At 35.4% G+C, this 19,397-nt stretch carries 22 protein-coding genes; 1 reads left to right on the forward strand and 21 read right to left on the reverse strand.

What is annotated here, in order from left to right; genetic code table 11:
• Window positions 1-5 precede the first annotated feature (5 nt).
• From rpoD to rpsU, 18 genes are all read right to left on the reverse strand, one after another.
• Window positions 6-1,139, reverse strand: coding sequence for an RNA polymerase sigma factor RpoD (gene rpoD / locus J2R98_RS04250; RefSeq protein WP_307066404.1), 1,134 nt, complete (start codon window positions 1,137-1,139; stop codon window positions 6-8).
• Window positions 1,140-1,164: 25 nt separating this feature from the next.
• Window positions 1,165-2,997 (reverse strand): DNA primase, encoded by a 1,833-nt coding sequence (gene dnaG / locus J2R98_RS04255; RefSeq protein WP_307066406.1) that lies wholly within the window; start codon window positions 2,995-2,997, stop codon window positions 1,165-1,167.
• Window positions 2,998-3,372: 375 nt separating this feature from the next.
• A complete protein-coding gene (locus tag J2R98_RS04260) occupies window positions 3,373-4,173 on the reverse strand; it encodes a pyruvate, water dikinase regulatory protein (RefSeq protein ID WP_307066407.1) in 801 nt (266 codons plus the stop codon).
• A 14-nt stretch (window positions 4,174-4,187) separates the two neighbouring features.
• Window positions 4,188-4,817: a transcriptional regulator CcpN gene (ccpN, locus tag J2R98_RS04265; protein WP_307066409.1), complete on the reverse strand. Its 630-nt coding sequence runs from the start codon at window positions 4,815-4,817 to the stop codon at window positions 4,188-4,190.
• A 122-nt stretch (window positions 4,818-4,939) separates the two neighbouring features.
• Complete coding sequence (gene recO / locus J2R98_RS04270) at window positions 4,940-5,677, reverse strand: DNA repair protein RecO (protein ID WP_307066411.1); 738 nt, start codon at window positions 5,675-5,677, stop codon at window positions 4,940-4,942.
• A 22-nt stretch (window positions 5,678-5,699) separates the two neighbouring features.
• Window positions 5,700-5,831, reverse strand: a complete 132-nt coding sequence (locus J2R98_RS04275; RefSeq protein ID WP_307066413.1) for a YqzL family protein — start codon at window positions 5,829-5,831, stop codon at window positions 5,700-5,702.
• 111 nt (window positions 5,832-5,942) lie between these two features.
• A complete protein-coding gene (gene era / locus J2R98_RS04280) occupies window positions 5,943-6,848 on the reverse strand; it encodes a GTPase Era (protein WP_307066415.1) in 906 nt (301 codons plus the stop codon).
• Window positions 6,849-7,010: 162 nt separating this feature from the next.
• Entirely contained in the window at window positions 7,011-7,367 is a 357-nt protein-coding gene (locus tag J2R98_RS04285) for a diacylglycerol kinase family protein (RefSeq protein ID WP_307066417.1), read from the reverse strand.
• Entirely contained in the window at window positions 7,357-7,830 is a 474-nt protein-coding gene (gene ybeY, locus J2R98_RS04290) for an rRNA maturation RNase YbeY (protein WP_307066419.1), read from the reverse strand. Before ybeY ends, J2R98_RS04285 begins: the two co-directional genes overlap by 11 nt.
• Window positions 7,827-9,275: an HD family phosphohydrolase gene (locus tag J2R98_RS04295; protein ID WP_307066421.1), complete on the reverse strand. Its 1,449-nt coding sequence runs from the start codon at window positions 9,273-9,275 to the stop codon at window positions 7,827-7,829. The genes ybeY and J2R98_RS04295 overlap by 4 nt, the downstream gene beginning before the upstream one ends.
• Before the next feature lie 25 nt (window positions 9,276-9,300).
• Entirely contained in the window at window positions 9,301-10,254 is a 954-nt protein-coding gene (locus J2R98_RS04300) for a PhoH family protein (protein WP_307066423.1), read from the reverse strand.
• Between the two features lie 3 nt (window positions 10,255-10,257).
• Window positions 10,258-11,406 carry a sporulation protein YqfD gene (locus tag J2R98_RS04305; RefSeq protein WP_307066425.1) on the reverse strand — a complete coding sequence of 383 codons (1,149 nt, stop codon included), beginning with the start codon at window positions 11,404-11,406 and terminating at the stop codon, window positions 10,258-10,260.
• 26 nt (window positions 11,407-11,432) lie between these two features.
• Window positions 11,433-11,717, reverse strand: a complete 285-nt coding sequence (gene yqfC / locus J2R98_RS04310; RefSeq protein WP_307066427.1) for a sporulation protein YqfC — start codon at window positions 11,715-11,717, stop codon at window positions 11,433-11,435.
• 75 nt (window positions 11,718-11,792) lie between these two features.
• Entirely contained in the window at window positions 11,793-12,266 is a 474-nt protein-coding gene (locus J2R98_RS04315) for a YqfB family membrane protein (protein WP_307066429.1), read from the reverse strand.
• Window positions 12,267-12,290: 24 nt separating this feature from the next.
• Complete coding sequence (gene floA / locus J2R98_RS04320) at window positions 12,291-13,289, reverse strand: flotillin-like protein FloA (RefSeq protein WP_307066431.1); 999 nt, start codon at window positions 13,287-13,289, stop codon at window positions 12,291-12,293.
• Window positions 13,290-13,300: 11 nt separating this feature from the next.
• Window positions 13,301-14,635 carry an NfeD family protein gene (locus J2R98_RS04325; protein ID WP_307066433.1) on the reverse strand — a complete coding sequence of 445 codons (1,335 nt, stop codon included), beginning with the start codon at window positions 14,633-14,635 and terminating at the stop codon, window positions 13,301-13,303.
• A 151-nt stretch (window positions 14,636-14,786) separates the two neighbouring features.
• Window positions 14,787-15,230 carry a GatB/YqeY domain-containing protein gene (locus J2R98_RS04330; protein ID WP_307066435.1) on the reverse strand — a complete coding sequence of 148 codons (444 nt, stop codon included), beginning with the start codon at window positions 15,228-15,230 and terminating at the stop codon, window positions 14,787-14,789.
• Window positions 15,231-15,248: 18 nt separating this feature from the next.
• Window positions 15,249-15,425, reverse strand: coding sequence for a 30S ribosomal protein S21 (gene rpsU / locus J2R98_RS04335; protein ID WP_017186148.1), 177 nt, complete (start codon window positions 15,423-15,425; stop codon window positions 15,249-15,251).
• A gap of 141 nt (window positions 15,426-15,566) precedes the next feature.
• Here rpsU and J2R98_RS04340 point away from each other — a divergent pair, with 141 nt between their 5' ends.
• Window positions 15,567-16,511, forward strand: a complete 945-nt coding sequence (locus J2R98_RS04340) for a Na/Pi symporter (RefSeq protein WP_307066438.1) — start codon at window positions 15,567-15,569, stop codon at window positions 16,509-16,511.
• 54 nt (window positions 16,512-16,565) lie between these two features.
• On the opposite strand, the gene deoC is transcribed toward J2R98_RS04340, so the two are convergent.
• Genes deoC through J2R98_RS04355 form a run of 3 tightly spaced genes read right to left on the reverse strand, consistent with a single transcriptional unit; the run spans window position 16,566 to window position 19,396 of the window.
• Window positions 16,566-17,237, reverse strand: a complete 672-nt coding sequence (gene deoC, locus J2R98_RS04345; RefSeq protein WP_307066439.1) for a deoxyribose-phosphate aldolase — start codon at window positions 17,235-17,237, stop codon at window positions 16,566-16,568.
• Between the two features lie 40 nt (window positions 17,238-17,277).
• Window positions 17,278-18,624: a tRNA (N(6)-L-threonylcarbamoyladenosine(37)-C(2))-methylthiotransferase MtaB gene (gene mtaB, locus J2R98_RS04350; protein ID WP_307066441.1), complete on the reverse strand. Its 1,347-nt coding sequence runs from the start codon at window positions 18,622-18,624 to the stop codon at window positions 17,278-17,280.
• Between the two features lie 4 nt (window positions 18,625-18,628).
• Window positions 18,629-19,396 carry a 16S rRNA (uracil(1498)-N(3))-methyltransferase gene (locus J2R98_RS04355; protein ID WP_307066443.1) on the reverse strand — a complete coding sequence of 256 codons (768 nt, stop codon included), beginning with the start codon at window positions 19,394-19,396 and terminating at the stop codon, window positions 18,629-18,631.
• Between the last annotated feature and the right edge of the window lies 1 nt (window position 19,397).

Here is a 19,397-nt window from a genome sequence, read left to right on the forward strand (position 1 = left end):
ATAGGTTATTCTAAAAAGTCTTTAAGTCGCTTGCTACGACTTGGATGTCTTAATTTCCTTAACGCTTTTGCTTCTATTTGACGAATTCTCTCTCTCGTTACTCCAAATACCTTACCAACTTCTTCAAGTGTACGAGTTCTTCCATCGTCTAAACCGAAACGTAACCTAAGCACATTCTCTTCTCTGTCTGTTAAAGTGTCTAAAACATCTTCTAGCTGTTCTTTTAACAACTCGTAAGCTGCATGATCAGAAGGTGAAGTTGCTTCTTGGTCTTCGATGAAATCACCTAAGTGTGAATCATCTTCTTCACCAATTGGTGTTTCCAATGACACTGGTTCTTGTGCAATCTTTAAAATTTCTCGAACTTTTTCAGGAGTTAAGTCCATTTCTTTAGCGATTTCTTCAGGAATTGGTTCGCGACCTAAGTCTTGTAATAGTTGACGTTGCACTCGAATTAGCTTGTTAATGGTTTCAACCATGTGTACAGGGATACGAATCGTACGTGCTTGGTCAGCGATTGCTCTTGTAATAGCTTGCCTAATCCACCATGTCGCATACGTACTAAACTTAAACCCTTTTCGATAGTCGAACTTCTCTACTGCCTTGATCAGACCCATATTACCTTCTTGGATTAAATCAAGGAATAGCATGCCACGCCCTACGTAACGTTTAGCGATACTAACGACTAACCTTAAGTTAGCTTCAGATAAGCGTCTTTTCGCTTCTTCATCACCTTGTTCGATTTTGTTAGCTAATTCAATTTCTTCTTCAGCAGATAATAAATCTACACGCCCGATTTCCTTTAAATACATACGCACTGGATCATTAATCTTGACTCCTGGAGGTACACTTAAATCGGTTAAGTCAAACTCTTCCTCTTTAGCGATCTTTTGAATGTTAGGGTCATCATTCTCACCGATAATATCTATACCTTGATCTGCCATCTGCTCGTAAAACTCATCCATTTGTTCTGAATCAAGGTCATAATGTCCTAATTTATCAGCAATTTCTTCATAAACGAGTACACCTCGTTTTTTACCCATTTCCAGTAATTGTTCTTTAGCCTGATCAACAGTTAAATCCTGGTCTTGTGTTTGTTCTTGTGCAACTTCTTTTGATTCAATTGGCTTTTCAGCCATGATACCCCTCCTTCCAAACCAATTGCTATAGCTTGGATTTATTACTTTTCTTCCTCAATTCTAAAATCTTCATACCTATTCGTGCTGCAGATTTGGGATCATTTTCCTTCTCTGCGTTTTTTAACATCTTTTCTAGAGATCTAATTTCTTGATCGACATCAGCCTCTTTTAAGATAGCAAACATATAATCATCTAACTCTTCTCTCTCTAATGTTTCATTTATAGGTAAAACAGCCAATTCTGAAACTAACTGTTTTATCGACTCATCATCTGGCAAACGCTCTAAAAAGCGTCCAACATTGGGCTCGTTCCCTTCCTCATAATATGCGTATAAATAAGTAACTAATACTTGATGTTCTTGCATATTAAATTTAGAGCCTAATTGATCCTGTACTTGATTGGCAACATAGTTATTTTGTAGCATATGAGCAATTAAATATCGTTCAGCATTTTGATAAGCTGGGTATATTTTTTCAGTTCTTTTAGTCCGTTTTTCTTTGTTTTCCTCAAACTTAACACGATTATCTTGTTCAACATGCCGTTGTTTTATTCTTCTGCGGTCTGCAATTTCATTTTCAAGAGTTTCTCGATATAAGTCAAAAGTCTCTACTAACTCTTTAATATAAACGTCTCGTTCAACTGCGTGATCTACTGTTGCGATTAAATCTAATGCTTTCTCAATATAATCTAATTGGTCATGTTTAGATTGAAGGTTATAATCCTTCTTTAAATAATTTATTGCAAAAGCTACATAGGATTCTGCATTTCTTAACACTTGATTTTGAAACTTTTCTGGTCCATAAGTATCAATAAAGTCATCAGGGTCTAGTTGATAGGGTACATTTGCAATTAAAACGTCTAACCCAACATCTGTTAACATTTGAGCTGCACGGTCACTTGCATCTTTACCAGCTTTATCACCATCAAAACATACTACTACACGATTCACATATCGTTTTAATAGTGAGGCTTGATATTTAGTCAAGCTTGTACCTAATGTTGCAACAGCATTATAAATGCCTGCTTGTGATGCCTTTATTACATCAGCGTACCCTTCAAAAAGTACAACTTCCTTTTCTTTTTGAAAATGCTTTCTTGCCTCATAAAAATTGTATAAAAGTTTCCCTTTTTGGAAAAGCTTAGAATCAGGGCTATTTAAATATTTTGGTTCAACTCCATCCTCAATTGCTCGGCCACCAAAGCCGACGACTTTTCCTTGATGATTTTGAATCGGAAAAATGACTCGCCCTTTGAAACGGTCAAAAAAGGTATTCCCATCTCGACTGCTTAATAAACCTACATCCATTAAATTTGCAAGCTGGAATCCTTTTTTATGTAAGAATGTCGAAAGGAATTGATCTTTATTTGGTGAGTACCCTAATTGAAATTGTTCGATATCATCTTGCTTAAACCCTCTATTTTGGAGATAATTAAGCCCATTTTTTCCCTCAGCAGTATAACGTAAGACGTGATGAAACAACTTTGATGACCATTCATAAGCATCCAAAGCTGACTTTTCTTGTTCCGATAGTGCAGGTTGATTTGAACCTTGCACATACTGTTCTGGTAATGATTCTCCACTTTTTTCTGCCAAGGATTGGACAGCTTCTCTAAATGTAATGGATTCCAATTCCATAATAAACTTAACGACATTTCCACCCTTGCCACAACCAAAGCAATGAAAGATTTGTTTATCGGGTGACACTGAGAATGAAGGTGTATTTTCACCATGAAAAGGGCAAAGTCCGAAATAATTTCGGCCTTTATTTGTTAGTTGTATATGCTCACCAATCACATCAACTATATCGTTTTTAGTCACAATCTGATCAATAATTTCCTCAGGGATTTTTTGCTGCATATACATCACCATATTATTTGATATTCGATAAAAGAATGTAAATCCCTTCATTAATCGACATATTTCCATAAATTATTATTTAGTCTGTTTTCAAGTGAATTGAAACGAAGGTAATCGTTAGTTTAGACAATTACTGAAATTTCATCACAAATATGAATTATAACCTAAAATAAGCATTAATGCTAATAGTTTGTTTTAATTTGTCGTGAATTGAAACATTATTCGACAATATTTCATTTTATTATGTTAATTTAAAGTTTTCAACTACAACATTTCCAAATCAAATTAACTTCAATATCTAAGGGTAACTAAGAGTTGGTTACATATTCATGTAAAAAGCTCACCTCTAATTTAAGGTGAGCTCTTCTTTTCGAATTACTTCTTCACAGTATTTAAAATAGCGTTCGCTGTTTCCTCAACAGCTTTTGTTGAAACATCGATTGTTTTACAACCAATTTTGTCTACTACTCTGTTGAAATAATCAATTTCCTCTTTTATTCGCTGAGTTTGTGCGTAATTAGCTGAGCCATCTAGTCCTAATGATTTTAAACGTTCGGTTCGTATATGATTCAGTTTTTCTGCACTGATATTTAAACCGATACACTTATTCGGATGTACTTGGAATAGTTCTTCCGGTGGCTCTACTTCTGGAACAATTGGTACATTTGCAACCTTTAGCTGTTTATGAGCAAGAAATTGCGATAATGGCGTTTTAGATGTACGTGATACACCAATTAATACTAAATCAGCTTTTAAAATGCCTTTTGCATCTCGACCATCATCGTATTTAACAGCAAATTCAATCGCTTCTATTCTTTTGTAATAATCTTCATCCAATTTATGAACTAAACCAGGTTTTAATACAGGCTCTTGACCGAGATAGTTTGTTATATTTTCAATTAGTGGCCCTAATAAATCTAAAGAAACAATTCCTAATTCATCAGATAAGGTTTTTATTCTTTGCCTATACTCGGGTTTAACTAGCGTATAAGCTAATAAGCTGTTATTTTCTTTAGCTGTATAAACTGCTTCATCTAAAGTTTCGAAATCGTCAACATAAGGTATTCTTTGTATTTGTACATTAGAGTCAACAAATTGACTCAGTGCTGCTTTCACCATTAATTCTGCTGTTTCACCAACAGAATCGGAAATGATGTAAAAAGTTTGTGGGTGCATGATAATTCCCCCTTTTAAACGTCTTCATTTTTGACTAATTCTACGAAGGCTTTAGTTATGTTCGTTTTCGTCAAACGTCCAATGACTTCTAGACCTTTATCTTTATTTTGAACAACTGGAAGTGCGTCAATTTGATTTTCAATCAACTTAATACTTGCGTCGATCAGCAGGTCATCTTTTTGACATATTTTAATTTTAGGTAACCTTGTCATAATAATATGTACTGGCACTTCCGTTAAATCTTGTTGCCCCATACTTGTTCTCAATAAGTCTTTACGTGAAAGTACTCCAACTAAAATACCATGTTGGTCCACGACGAACAATGTACCTACATCTTCTAAAAACATCGTTGTGATCGCGTCATAAGCATTTGCTTGATCATTTACAACAACAGGTACCGAATGATAGTCCCTAACTGATAACTTTTTAATTTTATCTGTAAGCAATTCACTACCTGTTTTACCTGTATAAAAATAACCAACCCTTGGCCTTGCATCTAAAAAGCCAGCCATAGTTAAAATAGCTAAATCTGGCCTCAATGTCGCTCTAGTTAAATTTAATTCATCCGCTATTTTCTCACCTGTAATGGGCCCATGTTTTTTGACAATCTCTAAAATTTGCTCTTGACGGTGAGTCAAGTCCATTGCCTTCCACCACCTTTAATGACGTCATACTTATCGCATTTATTATATACTATTTAGTGGGTTTTTGAAAATATAGAATGTCTTTTTTTATAATTTAGACATACTATCTACCTTAACAGAAATTAAAAAAGGTGAAGTTGATCTAAAAAACGTTTGGATTTGATCCTCATCCCACCGTAATAATCATAGTACAGCTCTAGTATTTGCTTTATCGTATTTAACGTATCATCTTTGATCGAGACGTCTTTAATTTTCGTTAGGCTTTTATTGCTCATCAACCTTAACACATGATAAACATTTGGTGAAAGGACGAATACATCTGTTGCGCGGTGGCGACATTGTTCACAAACGACACCACCTTCTGAGACTGAAAAACCGGCAATTGGATCATTTACATGACCATTAACACATTGATTAACGACAGGAGCAAAGCCACCTACATGATATAGTTTAAGTTCATACATTAAAGAAATGGCTAACTCAGGGACGTCTTCTTCCATTCTCTCAAAGCTTTCTAAAAGCTCTCTAAACAACGGTCGGTTTCGTTCACGTTCTGTTAGTATTTTTGTCGTAAGTTCCCCCATATATGTAGCATAAGCCGTTTTAAAAAGATCCTCTCTAATATGTCTCATACTTTGAATCGTCTCGCCTTGGTGAATTGTTCCTAACCCTCTACCGGTATAAACAACATATTGACCATATATAAATGGCTGCGTTACCGCAGCCATTCGACTTTTGGACTTTTTAGCACCTTTTGCAACAGCACTAAGCATGCCATATTCTTCAGTTAATAGCGTTACAATTTTATTTGTTTCACCATAATCTTGGGTTCTTAATATAATACCATTTACTTGGTCCATTGCCCCTCACCACTTTCGTTTACTATGTTTTGGGGTTTAAGGTCGTGAATCGCTCTTCCTTATGATTTTTCTTTGTATCCTCTACCTGTTTCATTAATAAATATGCCTCAACATTACCTGTCTTCTCAAAAACTTTCCACGGAATGTCAAACATCATATTCTCCACCCTTCAGCTTTATTTTAACTGAAAAACCTTAACCTTATTTTCACCCGAATGAAACAGTTCATAAGTTTAAATTATTACCATTTATAAATACTTGCTTTTTTAGTAGTCATCCTCTTTGTATCCATAATCGCGTAGGTGAAAGGCACGATTACGCCAATCTTTTTGTACTTTTACCCACAATTCTAAAAAGACCCCTGATCCTAATAAAGCTTCTATATCCTCTCTAGCTTCAGAACCAACTTGCTTTAACATTTTCCCTTGTTTACCTATTATAATCCCTTTTTGAGAATTACGTTCCACAATAATCGTCGCTTGAACATCTATTATATCTTTGTCATCTCTAGAACGAATTGAATCAATGACAACAGCAATCGAATGTGGAATTTCTTCATGCGTATGGTGTAACACTTTCTCTCTTACTAATTCACTAATAATAAAACGTTCTGGATGATCTGTAATTTGATCTTCTGGATAGTATTGCGGACCTTTAGGTAATTTTTCAGATAACACATTTAAAAGGCTGTCTGTATTGTTACCTTCAAGCGCAGAGATTGGAACGATGTCTTCAAAGTCCAACTTTTCTCGATAAGTATCAATGATAGGTAGTAGTTTATCAGGATGAACTTGATCAATCTTATTAATAACTAATACGACAGGGTTTTTTACTTCTTTTAGTTTTTCAATGATAAATTCGTCGCCTTTTCCATATCCCTCATCAGCATTAACCATGAACATAATAACATCAACTTCATTTAATGTGTTGATTGCTGATCTATTCATGAAGTCCCCTAGTCGATGTTTAGGCTTATGAATACCAGGTGTATCTATAAATATGAATTGTGTATCATCAGTTGTGAGTACACCTTGAATTTTGTTACGAGTTGTTTGTGGCTTGTCACTCATAATAGCGATCTTCTCACCGATTACTCGGTTCATAAACGTCGACTTTCCTACATTTGGTCGTCCAACTATTGCAATAAAACCTGAATGAAACTGTTCTGTCATTTAATTTGCTCTCCTATTCGTTGCTAGTAAGTTTAGTGTACTATAAAAATAATAAAAATTCACATAATCGACAAATGTTTTAGCTCATAAATTAAAAAAATGAATATGGCATAAAATACAAATAAACTCGCACATGTGTTTTGCGAGTTTAAACCGATGTCACTACAGTAATTCTAAAAGCTTAGGTAAGAAGATAATCATACCTACTAAAGCTGCAAATGTAGCTGCTATTAAAACAGCAGCGGCACTAATGTCTTTAATTAATTTGGCCGTTTCATGTCTTTCTTCAAATAAAACATCTGTTATTAATTCAACGACTGTATTAATTAGCTCTAAAGCTAAAACAAGTCCAATGGCTAATAATACAAACAGCCATTCAATTCTTGTTAATCCTAACAATAGACCTGCAAACAATGTCATGAACATAATAATAAAATGAATCTTTATATTATGCTCAGTTTTTAGTGCTGCATAAATTCCCTCAATAGCATATTTAAGTCCTACCCGATCATTTTTCATTTCGTGTTAACCCAAACTTTTGTAAAATATTTTCTTGTTTCTCGAACATGACTTTTTCGTCATCCTCAGTCTCATGATCATAACCTAATAAATGGAGTAAACCATGGACTGCCAAAAAGGCTAACTCTCTGTTATCAGAATGACCAAATTCTTTTGCTTGTTCAAATGCACGGTCTACAGATATAACGATATCACCTAGATGAAGAGGCAATTCTTCACCAATCACTTCTAATTCACCTTCACCTTGCTCTTCTAAGGCAAAAGAAATAACATCAGTTGGATCGTCTTTACCGCGGTAATCACGGTTAATCGCTTTAATATCTTCATCTAATACAAATGTTACTGAAATCTCTGCGTCACTTTCGACTGATTGTTGATCTGCTGCAAAATGTAGTACATCATTGACTAAGTTCAATTGTTCAATTGACAAATGGTTTGTTTCGTCTACTAAATCAATATTCATGATGAATCCTCCCTGGCCACTTGACTGTCTTTTATTTCTGGGTATTCGATACGCGAATGAAATATACCATTTAGCATATCACAGATTGACTCCTCTATTACTCGTAAATCCTTTAAAGTTAGTTGACTATCATCTAACTGACCATCTGTTAAACGGGCATGGATAATTGCTCTTACCACCTGTCTAATTTCTTCAAGTGTCGGATTAGACTTTGATCTTACAGCAGCTTCAACAGAATCACAAATGTTAATGACAGCTGACTCTTTAGACTGTGGAATCGGCCCTAAGTACCTAAACTGTTCTTCTCTAACATTAGGATCAGTCTCTTTTTCTTGATAATAGAAATATTTTAATAACGTCGTTCCATGATGTTGCTCTGTTATATCAATAATCTCACCTGGCAATCCATAATCACGTAAAATAGCTGCTCCTTCATACGGATGTTTTAGAATAATTTCAGCACTTATTTTAGGATCTAGTTCGTCATGTGGATTACTCATATTTTGTTGGTTTTCGATAAAGTAATGCGGTTGAAATGATTTTCCTATATCATGATAATAAGCAGCAACTCGAGCCAATAATCCATTTGCACCAATAGCTTCACAAGCTGATTCACTCAGGTTCGCTACCATAACACTGTGATGATAAGTACCTGGTGACTCAACTAATATTTGTTTTAGTAATGGGTGGTTAGGATTTGCTAAGCTTAATAATTTTGATTCAGTTAACAAATTTAACCCAGCTTCAAATAACGGAAAAAGACCTAAAATTAAAATAGCTGAAATAAATATTGATAAGACGGCAAACACTAACGCGATTACAGTCTCAACAGAAACAAGATCATCAAAACTTCTCACTTCAAACGTAAGAACTAAAGCAATATGTAATACTATTAATGGGATAGACGTTTTAAATAATGAAATACGATCAGTTATAAAGTCATATAAAAAAATCGCAAACCATTGTGAGAATAAAAAGTAAATAAACACAAAAATAAAATGATTGAAGTCACTTGATAAAGTAAGCAAGTTTGCACCAATAATCGCCATCAATACAGAAGAGACTAATGCAAAACGCTCCTGCACTAAAAAAGTGATTAAAACCGCATGTGCTGCAATTGGCACTAAATAATAAAGTGTATCTATATTTGGCCCAAAAGCATAGATGACGACCATTAACAGCACCATGCCACCACTTAATAATGTATTAGCTAAAGACATATTCTTTGTCCATTCTTTATAATGGTTAATTTCTAACGACACAATTACAATCAAAAGAACACCAATTAAACAAGTTACCATCAATTCATGTTCAGTTGCTTGTCCTTGCAAATAATAAATAAATACAAATGTCACTAGAAATAAAGGAGCAACTAATGCTGTTACTAATACATTAAACTTAGAACTTTTGGAGGACAAATGTTCTGTCCGTTTACGATTCTCCATACCCTATTCCCCTGTACTTAACAAATTACTCTTCATATGCATCAATAATACGTTGTACTAACGGGTGTCTTACAACATCAGAACCTTTAAGATAATTAAATGATATACCTCTTACCCCATTTAGTTTTTCCTCAGTTACTTTCAGGCCTGACTTTACACCTTTAGGCAAGTCTATTTGTGTAATATCACCTGTCACAACCATCTTTGATCCAAACCCTAATCGTGTTAAGAACATCTTAATTTGTTCTGGTGTTGTGTTTTGTGCTTCATCTAATATCACAAAGGCATCATCTAATGTTCGACCACGCATATAGGCTAATGGTGCAATTTCGATCGTACCTCGCTCCATTAATCTTGCAGTATGTTCAGCACCAATTACATCATGTAAGGCATCGTAGAGTGGGCGTAAATACGGATCTACCTTCTCTTTAAGATCTCCTGGTAAAAAACCTAAGCTTTCACCAGCTTCAACCGCTGGACGAGTTAAAATTAAACGCTTGACTTCACCATTTCTTAAAGCTTTTGCTGCCATAACTACAGCTAAATATGTTTTACCAGTGCCGGCAGGTCCGACTCCGAACACTAAGTCATTTGCTTTAATTGCAGCAACATAATCACGCTGACCTAATGTTTTAACTCTTATTGGCTTACCATTTTGGTTTTTAGTTATTTCATCTTCAAACAAAGTTTCAAACTGCTCTAGTTTATCTGTTCTAGCTAATTCAATGCCATATACGATATCACGTTCAGTTACCGTAATGCCTTTTTTTATAACTTTAAGTACTTTTTGTAATAGTTCATGAACTAATTCAATATCCTCTTGTTTACCTTCTATTTTAATTTGACCACCACGTGTAATAATTTTAACAGGCAAAAATTCTTCAATCTGTTTAATATGACGGTCATTTGTCCCAAACAAATTTAACGTATCGTTATGATCTTCAAGATGTAAATTAATTGTTTGTTTTCCTGCTTGCATAAATCAATCTCCTTGGTCGATTATTTGTTCTTCAGTGATATCTTCTAAAACTTTAACAAACATTTCTAATTTAACTTTATCACTGTACCTTTCCTCGTGCAAAACTTTTTGGTATGTGACGTCAATAGATTGACTTAGTTGTCTTTTCAACTGCTCTTCTACAGCTTTTTGAATATGATTGTCTAAGTCTATTTCATTAACCGTTTCTTCTTCAGCATAAAAATAATGCTCATGAAAGCTAATAGGTAATTCCCAATTCAGAAAGTAAATTGGACGATCTTGCGACAGTAGTAGTCGTCGATCTCCAGCTCTCCTTGGCATCCATTCAAACGAATCAAACAATGATACTGAATAACGTTTTGTTGCATCAGGTGTTAAAGACAGTAAGTATTGTGAGAAATCGACTTCTACATTTACTTCATACCATACTTCAGCAATTACTTCACCTTCTGCATATGTTAGTACTTCGCCATCCTCATCTAATTCTCCTGTAACTAATACATCACCTTTTTCGACAAAATCACTAATTCGAACGACTGGTCGTCCATTTACAATAAACATTGAATCAATTGTACCTGCTTTACTCGCTACTAAATTAGTCGGATCACGGTTAACATTTTGCTCCATCGTTTCCGATTCTTCAATTAAAATATTATAAGAACTGCCACTTTTGCTAATTCCAACATACGAAACTTCATCTATACTATTCATAATTTCTCTTTCAATTGTACTAATGTCCTCCATATTTTGAACCCAATTGCCTTCTTTTAATCCTAATGAATCTAACAACTGATTTACTTCATATCGAGTCTCTGGACTTCCACCCTCTACAGTTACGTTCCAAACAATATTGGATAATAACAAAATAAACAAAAACGACAATACAACACCAATAAGAGGCGGCAACCATTTTTTACGTTTACTATACATCGTAGGAATTCCTGAACGGTCATTAAACTTAACCTTACAGCCGTATTGTTTCCTTTTCGCTTTTAAATAAGGTACAGCTAAATAGTCAACTTTCATCTTAACTGTTTGTTCATCTAGTCTCGAAATTTGTTCAACCTTAACCCCTTCTTCAATTAAATCATTAAGAAATAACTCAACTTGTCCACCTTTTAAAACAACTTCAACAATTCCCCGATAAGACAATTTCTTAATGGAAAGCTCCCCCTCTCTTATGTACTACTCTCCCATTGAACATGATCAATAACTCCTTCAATCACAATCTCTTCTGCAAGTAGATTTTTAATTACGAGTTGTTTACCTTGAATAATTATTTTCCCTTGGTCCTGCTTCACAGTAATTGTAGATTCATCAAAACTTAATAAACCTTTATGGTTTTCAATATATAAATGTATGTTGCCAATCATTGTTACTCGTGGGTAATCATAAATAACGTCTTTTGGTAACATGCCATAGTTGGTTAGCCAACGACTAAATTTACTTGGGATGTATTTCATTTATTTACCCCCTATCAAGAACAATGTATGAAAAAAACACAGGATGTATACTACATCCTGTGTTTAAAAAAGAAATTATATTGTTCGTTCTTTTTTCGATTTTGGTTTACCAAGGACTTCTGCCATAATAATACTTTCGACAATCCTTTTACGGGTAATATTTTGGTGAACGGAGACTCTTGCTATTGAGGAACGATCATCCTCTGCTATAGAACCACTTTTGATCGAATCCATGCCACCGATTGCTTCACTTTGAATGGAATCTTGCGTTTCATTTGCAACTTCTTCAAGTCGATCTTTTGAATCTTGCATCGCTTCATACCAACTTGAAGTCTTCTCAGAGATTTCATCCATCTTATCTTGAGTCTTTTCCTGAACTGTTTCTTTTGCTTGTTCACGTTGTTCACGATTTGGAATCGGTGGTCTTTGATCACCAAAAACTGGTCGATTACGTCGGTCATCTTGCTTTTGTTCTTTTTGGAAAATGCTTAGTAGACCGACAAGTAATGCAACAATAATAAATATGTTACTTACTATTACTTCAAACATAATCAGCTCTCCTCAGTAGGCAGATTATTTCCTATCATCATGTTCATCATTTTCATGTTTGCTCAACTTACCGATCATTTCACGCATATCAGTGTCTGCTAATACGTTTTTATAATTCACGTAATCCATAACACCCATATTACCATTGCGAAGTGCTTCTGCTAATGCTTGAGGTACTTGAGCTTCTGCTTCAACTACTTTTGCTTGCATTTCTTGAACTTTTGCAATGTTTTCTTGCTCACGTGCTACAGCCATTGCACGACGTTCTTCTGCTTTTGCTTGTGCAATGTTTTTATCTGCTTCTGCTTGGTCTGTCTGTAAGATTGCACCGATGTTCTTACCAATATCAATATCTGCAATATCAATTGATAGGATTTCGAATGCAGTTCCCGCATCTAAACCTTTTGATAATACATTTTGTGAAATGGTATCAGGATTTTCTAATACTTTATTGTGACTTTCTGAAGAACCAATTGTACTTACAATCCCTTCACCTACACGAGCGATTACTGTATCTTCACCCGCACCACCAACAAGGCGGTCGATGTTAGCACGCACTGTAATACGCGCTTTCGCTTTAACTTCAATACCATCCATCGCAACACCAGCAATAAATGGTGTTTCAATTACTTTCGGGTTAACACTCATTTGTACTGCTTCTAATACGTCACGACCTGCTAAGTCAATCGCAGCACAACGCTCGAAGCTTAATTCAATGTTCGCTCGCTGAGCAGCAATTAATGCGTTTACAACGCGGTCAACATTACCACCTGCTAAGTAGTGGCTTTCTAATTGGTTTGTATTTACATCTAACCCTGCTTTATGCGCTTTAATTAACGGGTTAATAACCATTTTCGGTATAACTCGACGTAAGCGCATACCAACTAAAGTAAAGATACTAATACGTACACCAGCAGCTAATGCGCTAATCCATAGCATAACTGGTACGAATGTAAATAAGATTGCTATACCAATTACTAATACAGCAACAATTATAAGTGGAAAAAGATCTGTTAATTCCATAAGTATTCCTCCTAATTTTCTTCTTTATTAATCAATTCTCGAACGACAATCCGAGAACCTTCTACCTTTACAATTTTAACGGGGTGGTTTCGTTCAATAAAACCGCCTTCTGAAACAACATCTATTCTTTCATCACCAAATAGTGCAGTTCCCGATGGTCTTAAGAAAGTAAGTGCTTGACCTTCCATTCCTACTAAATCACTACGGTTTTCATTAGAAACATAACCTAACTCATTACTCGTTTGGTCTTTTAGTACTAAATACTTAAATAAACCACGATTTGTATCCAATTTCTTAAATAGGAAAAACGCCAATACAAAGGCTAACAATAATGAAATGCCAATACTCAATGCCATATGCCCCATATCAGCACCTGACACAAGCATAGCCCCTAGTATAGCTCCACCACCGATAATCCCAAACACACCACTTGGGAAGAATATTTCGAGTATGATGAGTACTAATCCCGTAAGCAATAGGATCATCGCTTCGTGACCAGCAAAACCTGCGATTAAATGCCCATAAAAGAAAAGAATTAATGACGATACTCCCATAATACCAGGAATTCCAAAACCTGGCGAGTATAATTCTACAATTAGTCCTAAACTTGCAATAGATAATAAGATCGGTATTACAATTGGACTTGTTACAAACCTTGCAATATTTTCAGACAAAGTAGGTTGAGTCTCTACTACATGTGCATTTTCATATCCTAAGTGTTCCAACACTTCATCTCTACTATTAACAACACCTTCAGCATAACCTACTTCATAAGCTTGATTAGGAGACAAAGTTAAAAACTCTCCAGGACCAGCATTATACTCACTAAGGTCAATTGTGTCATCTGCCATTGCTCGAGCATATAGAGGATCTCGATCATTTCTTTCAGCCGCTGCTACCATTGCAGAAACCCATGCCGATTGCGCTTTTGAATCTGCAGCTGACCCATCTCCTGTCACAACTCCTGATGCACCGATTGTTCCATTTGTATTCATATAAATATCATCAGCCATCAGTGATATGTATGAGCCTGCTGATAAAGCTTGACTTTTCACATAAGCAGTTGTTGGAATATTGACAGCTGATAATAGTCCTGCTATTTCGTTTGCTGAATCAACTCTACCACCTGGAGTATCGACTTCAAATATAATGTGGTCAGCAAAGTTCTCTTCCGCTTCCTGAATACTTCGATCCATAAATGCTGCCAAACCACGTTCAACCTCTTCTTCTACAGGGACGATATAAACGAGAGAAGATGATGGATCATTTTCGGCCTCAATTGGTTGTTGGTTTAACCATATAAATGACAAAGCAAAGATCACAACAAGATAGACAATTCTTTTCACCTTATGTAACCTCCCTTCACCTTGAATAGTTGCACTATTCTTACATTAAATTTAATTAAAAAATAAGTGCTAAGCAAACCAATGACATCTGTATATGAATACGTATATACGATGTGAACATTGAAATGCAAAGCACCTATCTTCCTCTACCTTATTGCAATTGTTTCAAAACAAATTGGTTTACTTTTGAGCCGTCTGTTTTCCCTTTAACCTTTGGCATAACAGCACTCATCACTTGCCCCATTTGTTGTTTTGCCGTAGCACCAACTTCTTGAATCGTTTCTTCAATAATTTGATGCAATTCTTCGTCTGATAACTGCTTAGGTAAATATGTCTCAATAAGAGCTAATTCCCGCTCCGTTTTCTCAACTAAATCTTCACGACTAGCAGCCTTGAACTCTTGGAGGGAGTCTTTTCTTTGCTTTACTTCACGAGTTAGAACTTGTAGCTCATCATCTTCAGTGAGCTCTTCGTTCTTCTTGATAGCTTCATTTTGCAATGAAGATTTAATCGCACGAATGACTGTAAGCTTTTCTTTTTCCTTGTTTCTCATAGCTTGTTTCATATCTTCGTTCAAACGATCAAGCAAAGACATTAAAAACTACACCTCTTTTTACTTTTTACGCTTTCTTGCAGCTTCTGACTTCTTCTTACGACGTTCGCTCGGCTTTTCATAAAATTCACGCTTACGATACTCTGATAGCGTGCCGCTCTTTGAAACCGAACGTCTAAAGCGTCGAAGAGCATCCTCAATAGACTCATTCTTTCTAACGCGAGTTGAATTTGACATGCTCTACCCTCCCTCCAAATAAAACGCTAAAACAAATGTGCTATAACACATCTTTGCTTATTATATTAAACATTTGCCAATTGGTCAATGTTTTACGCATGACTTGTCCTTAATAACATATGATGAATTGAGGTGTTGGTTATGTATTCACTTACTTTATTGATTTTTGTTTTCATTGCAATATTTATATTCGGGATCGTTTTAATGCGAATTGGGTTTCAAACATTAACATACACACATATTAAGCAGTTCACACCTAAACTTTCTCCACTAAATGGCTTGTTAGCAGGCTTATTGATCACAGCTTTACTTCAAAGTAGCTCTGCTTCAATTGCACTCCTCATCACGTTTATGGCAACGATGAGAAGGTCTTTAAAATTCGCAATATGTTATTTGATTGGCGCTAATATAGGGACAACCTTTACCGTTCAATTATTTGTATGGAACAATTTGGACCTTATGTGGTTTTGTTTAATTGCTGGAATACTTTTAATTGCAATCCCTTTACAACACTATTTATGGTTTTCAGCTGGTGTTATATCTTTTGGTTTAGGGGTCATTTTCTCTGCCCTGTATGGATTAGAAAATTTAGCTAGTGTTATTCCAACACAACATATCGAACAATTAATGGGTGTTGAACAGCAATCAACATTTCATCTAATGTTATTAGGGTTTATGTTAACGACAGTTATTCAATCCTCAACCACTGTAACTGGACTTTTAATGAGTTTTTCAACGGATGGATTAATTCCACTATCTCATATTTATTATTTACTATTAGGTATAAATATAGGAACTTGTATTACAATTTTAATCGTTTCAATTAGCCAACCTTTCTATGCAAAAATTACAGCTTACGCACACATCTGGATTAATGTATTAGGGGCGATTATTGCATTACCTGCTATTTTTAGAGATCCATTAATACAACTCACCACGTGGTTAACGTCAAACCCTGAACAACAAATTGTCTTTATTTCTATTTTATATAATGTTGTAACAGGCGTTATTTTCTTACTTCTTTTATCACCATTTTGTAAATTTATTACGTTTATTCATAAAGATAAAAGTGATTTAAGAACCTAAAAAAGCTGTTCCAAAAAGTCGAATGACTAATTGGAACAGCCTTAATTTAAGACTTTAGTAATCAGATGTAGAAGTTTCACCATTTACAATTTGTACTCCGGAAGAAGCACCAATTCGTGTTGCGCCTGCGTCGATCATAGCGTTTGCATCATCTAGGTCTTTCACTCCACCTGAAGCTTTAACACCCATCTCAGGGCCAACAGTTAAACGCATTAAGCGAATATCTTCTACCGTTGCACCGCCACCTGAGAAGCCTGTTGAAGTTTTAACAAAATCAGCACCTGCTTTTTTCGCAATTTCGCATGCTTTTACTTTCTCATCTTGAGTTAGTAATGATGTTTCAATAATCACTTTAACAAGTGCTTTATTTTCAGCTTCAGTTACAACTGCTTTAATATCTCTTTCCACTTCTTCATATTGACCATCTTTTAATGAACCGATGTTGATCACCATATCCACTTCTGTTGCACCATTTTCGATCGCTTGCTTCGTTTCAAAAGCTTTCGTTTCTGGAGTTGTAGCCCCTAATGGAAAACCAATCACCGTACATACTTTAACATCTGTTTCTTTTAGTAATTCATAGCAATGTGCAACCCATGTTGGATTAACACATACTGAAGCAAATTTATTTTCTTTTGCTTCCTGACAAATGTGATTAATCTTTTCAGTTTGTGTTTCTGGTTTTAATTGTGTGTGATCAATCATGCTAGCTAAATTTTGTCCCATTGTTATCTCTCCTTATGTTTAAGCCAAGTATTAAAATATACTAAACCGCTTGATGACTTGATTCTTCTGTCATGGCACGAACAAACTGCCCTTCATTATAGGGATAGCCCGCTTTCGTTATTTTAACTCTTACAATTTCGCCGACTAATTCTGGTGGACACTCAAATACGACTTTCAAATAATTGTCTGAATAACCTTCATATAAACCACTATCAGGATCTTTTTTATACGGTTCTTCAGGGATGACTTCTAATACTTCACCTTCATATAGAGATGAATACTCTTTAGCTTGCTGGTCTGAAAGTTCAATTAATCGATGGACACGATCGTTTTTCGTTTCATCATCAATTTGGTCTTTCATACGAGCAGCAGGTGTTCCTGTTCTCATTGAGTAAGGGAATACGTGAAGTTCTGAAAACCCAATTTCTTGTATAGAACGATACGTTTCCATAAACTCTTCGTCTGTTTCACCTGGGAAACCAACAATGACATCTGAAGTAATTGCTAAGCCAGGTAATGCTTGTTTTACTTTTTCAATACGACTATGGTAAAACTCCATCGTATATTTACGACGCATTCTTTTTAATACTGTATCAGATCCTGCCTGCATTGGAATATGCAAGTGTCTAACGATTTTATCAGACTGATCTAACACTTCTATTACTTCATCTGTAATTTGACTAGCTTCAATCGATGAAATTCTAATACGTTTTAAACCTACAACCTTGTCATCTAAATCACGAAGTAATGCTGCTAAGTTATAGTCTTTCAAATCTTCACCATAACCACCTGTGTGAATCCCTGTTAAGACGATTTCCTTATAACCTGCATCAACAAGTTGTTGTGCTTGATTCACAACATCTTCAGGTGGTCTAGACCGCATTAACCCTCTTGCCCACGGAATAATACAGAACGTACAAAAGTTATTACAGCCTTCTTGAATTTTAAGTGAAGCCCTTGTACGATCCGTGAATGATGGAACGTCCATTTCTTCAAATGAACGTGTCTTCATAATGTTACTAACCCCATTAATTGGTTCTCTTTCCTTTTTATATTGCTCTATGTACTCAAGCATTTTACGACGGTCTTGTGTACCTACAACAATATCAACACCAGGAATTTGCATAATTTCACCAGGTGAAGTTTGGGCATAACAACCTGTTACACATATGACAGCATCAGGATTCTTTCTAATAGCACGACGGATGACTTGGCGGCTTTTTTTATCGCCAGTATTCGTTACTGTACACGTATTAATAACATAGACGTCTGAGCTTTGATTGAAATCAACACGTTCATAATCGTGTTCTTTAAAGAAATGCCAAATCGCTTCTGTTTCATAATGGTTCACTTTACAACCTAAAGTATGAAATGCAACTGTCGTCACATTCTCACCTCCATTCTTCCAAATAAAAGGATAAAATCGATAAAACGTATAAAGGAGCTGTCTCTGTACGTAATATTCTTGGTCCTAAACGGATTGGAACAGCTTGATTGGATAAGGAATATTGTAGCTCTCCTTCTGAAATACCACCCTCTGGTCCAATGATGACAAGTATACGATCATTATCGTCAATTTCTTTTAGTAATTCAGAAAAAGACTCAGTACCTTGATTTTCTCCTTTTGCTTCATATTCACTAGCAATTAATATTTTATCAAAAGTTTCGCGCTTGAGAAGTGAATGGATCGTTTCAACATTAGTAATTGTTGGAATAGCTTGCCTGTGAGATTGTTCGCTCGCTTCTTTTGCGATTTTTTCAAGTCTTTGCAGTTTCTTTTTTGCTTTTTTGTCATCCCATTTCACAATGGAACGATCCATCTTCAACGGAACAAATTCTCTTACGCCTAATTCAGTCGCCTTTTGAACCACTAGGTCTAACTTATCACCTTTAGGTAAGCCTTGAGCTAACGTTACATAAACAGGTAGTTCTCTATTCTCATCAAGTTGTTCAATTACGAGACAATGAATAACATGTTCATCATTATTGATCTCTGTGATTTCTACGAGATAACTTTGCTCTGAAGGGTGACAACATATAAACTGACTTCCTGGATTTTTTCTCATAACATTAACAATGTGATGAAAATCTTCACCAGAAATTAAAACTTTATTATCATTCAAGTTCCATAAGTCTTCCGATATAAAATACCGTTGCATG

The organism is Alkalibacillus filiformis (genome assembly GCF_030814115.1).
Lineage (GTDB): Bacteria > Bacillota > Bacilli > Bacillales > Alkalibacillaceae > Alkalibacillus > Alkalibacillus filiformis.